3 protein-coding genes and 1 pseudogene are annotated in these 2,405 nt (G+C 60.1%); all 4 read right to left on the bottom strand.

Annotation, left to right across the window (positions count from 1 at the left end; all coding sequences use genetic code 11):
* Positions 1-456 precede the first annotated feature (456 nt).
* Positions 457-837, bottom strand: coding sequence for a hypothetical protein (locus NKJ18_RS32875; protein ID WP_023690706.1), 381 nt, complete (start codon positions 835-837; stop codon positions 457-459).
* Between the two features lie 381 nt (positions 838-1,218).
* On the bottom strand, positions 1,219-1,629 hold the full coding sequence (locus NKJ18_RS32870) for a TadE/TadG family type IV pilus assembly protein (RefSeq protein ID WP_023716265.1): 411 nt from the start codon (positions 1,627-1,629) through the stop codon (positions 1,219-1,221).
* Complete coding sequence (locus tag NKJ18_RS32865) at positions 1,619-2,059, bottom strand: TadE/TadG family type IV pilus assembly protein (protein ID WP_031204579.1); 441 nt, start codon at positions 2,057-2,059, stop codon at positions 1,619-1,621. Before NKJ18_RS32865 ends, NKJ18_RS32870 begins: the two co-directional genes overlap by 11 nt.
* Positions 2,060-2,063: 4 nt before the next feature.
* A pseudogene (locus tag NKJ18_RS32860) lies at positions 2,064-2,405 on the bottom strand (pilus assembly protein TadG-related protein); the annotation flags it as partial.

The following is a 2,405-nucleotide window of genomic DNA, read 5'->3' as shown; positions in this document are numbered from 1 at the left end:
CGTTCCTTCGCGGGAATCAGGTGACGTGAACAATCACCAGCCTGCCATGACCGCCCCCTCTCAGCGAATTTGCAGAACTCTCAGCACACTACCACTAAGTTCCGCTGGTGCAGCCCTGCGCGAACACCATAACCACGTGATGACAAATCAGCCATGTGTGTGGCGCGGCGGGCTTGTTCCGCTTGTGGCCGGCGCCTACCCACCCGGGTTCCCCAACCATGGCGTCGGCCATTTTCGTTCTCTCAGCGATTATAGGCCTTTGCTATCGGCCTATGTGTTGGCCTTGGATGGCGAGATCGCGGTTAGATCGCCTCGTTCGTTTGGATGTTTCGCTGGCGTTGGCAGGAGGCGCATATGTTCGCCAGCCGGCGGATACCACACCGCCCCACCGGTCAGGCCCAGCGCGTCCGCTGCAAAGTCCCCGCAGACCGCTGCTGGGCCGCTGGCGGGCAGCGGCTACTTGCTGACGATCCAATCCACCAAGCCAGTTTCGATCAGCTCGCACCCAGTGAAATCGCGCACCAGGGCCTTGGCTAAATCGCGCCATTGACACTCAGGCGTACCCGTTTCCCCTACTAGGGCTCGGAATGCACATCGGAGAACGTCGGCTTGAAAGGCGGAGACGGCAACAGTAGACGGGTCGGCATCTTCCCAGCCTAGCGCCACGTCGCGACGACGTTGACCAAGGCGCTTCAGAAGCTCGCGTGAGGCTCGGATGGCCCTGCGCGATTGATCCATGTCCCGGCGAAATGTGGCGGGTTCCGCCATGGACTTCTGGCGCATCAGCAAGGTGGCCGTAGTGGCCGCTCGAGCGATATCTATGGGCGTTGCAACCATCGCAGCCTCCCAGAAAAGGCAATGGCAAACGACACATTAATAAGCTCGCCGAAACTCTCTCCGCAATGAAAAGAGTTGTACGAATTTTACCAACCCGCACCCTTTCAGTGATGCCGGGCCGCTGCTGTCCTCGCTCTTGTTCTGTCATCGTAATGAAGGACGACATCTCCGAGCACCCGTAGCACACCTGTTGCATGGAAAAAGCTGTAGGCGTTTATAGGTGCCCGGGCACTCCGCCATTTGTTTGCGTTGTGGAGCGGGACAAAGCAGGTTTCCTCACTCAGGCCGCCTACCGTGAAGCGGGGCACAAGCCCGACTTCGACGCATTGCCTTGGGAAGCTGAATACAGGGCCGCCAACTCAACGAAAGCCGGTCGTACGCCTAGCTAGCAACCAGAGGCACCGTGACGGTCGTGGCGTAATTTATCGGATACTGGTCGAAATACGGGAAAGCGATGACGAAGGCATAGCTCGCGGTCAGATGCGCCATCTTGAAGCCGCCGCTGGCAGGGTCGATCGCGATCGTCACAATGACGTTCTGCAGACCCAGGTTCACCAATTTCTGCGTGGCGATGGCCTGGATGTCGCTCTGCGAAAGCGTGTTGTTCAGCTGCAGCGCCCGAGAAGAGGTTTCCAGTGTATAGCGGACGGTCGACACGGCATTCATGGCCCAGCCGAAGGCGAAGATTCCGAACAAAAGCATCACCAGGAAAGGCGCGATCAAGGCGAATTCCAGCCCGGCTGCGCCGGAGCAGTCACGGCGCCACCTGGATCCGATCCTTTCAGCGGACACGGATCACCTCCTGATGGCTGATCGCGCGCGGGTCCGGGAAAACACCGAAGTTGAACGGGGGCACCCAGGTGCCCGTGGCCGTTATCTGGACGAAGACAGTCGGCAGCTTTGTTCCGCCGCAGATGGTGGTCTCATCCACGACCGTGGCGCCGCACAAATAGGAGCGGATCAGCACGACGGCGGCGTCCTCGGGCTTGTCGTTCCAGCTCGAAAGCGCGACCGCCTGCGTTCCCGTGTCATTGGACGCGCCGGCCATTACGAGATTGGCCGCGGTTTTAACGCCCGCGCGCATCTGCAGGTAACTCGTCACGTAGGACCAGCCGTCGGCGATGCCGAGGCAAACGAGGCACAGGACCGGCAGCAACATGGAAAACTCCACGGCAGCTATCCCGGATTTGTCCCGGACAATGCGCAAGGTCCGCCCACCCATCCGGCTACTCGACGAGCTGAACGGACTGCGTCGCCGGAATGTCTTCCATCCCTAGACTGGTGCAGTTCTGCTTGATCGTCGTACTGCCTGACCACTGGATGGTGTCGGCGACGACCTGAGTGCAGCCACCGTTCCCCGAGAAGTTGCCAAGATAGTTGACCTGCTGCCTGGGAAAATAGATGGCGCCGGTCAAAAGCGAGTCCGCTGTGCCATTGAAGGTGCTCTGCGCCGCAGTCCCGGTCCTGTCGCCGTAGAACAGCACGCCGGAATAGGCTCCGGAGGTAGGCGCGCTCAGCGTCACCTTGGCGTTGCCGTTCATGCTGACAGTGTTGCTGCCTGCCATGAA

This window comes from Mesorhizobium sp. M0217 (assembly GCF_040321955.1).
In the GTDB taxonomy this organism is placed as follows: Bacteria; Pseudomonadota; Alphaproteobacteria; order Rhizobiales; family Rhizobiaceae; genus Mesorhizobium.
Note: the sequence above shows the minus strand (reverse complement) of the source record. Positions and strands in the feature narration are given on the sequence as shown.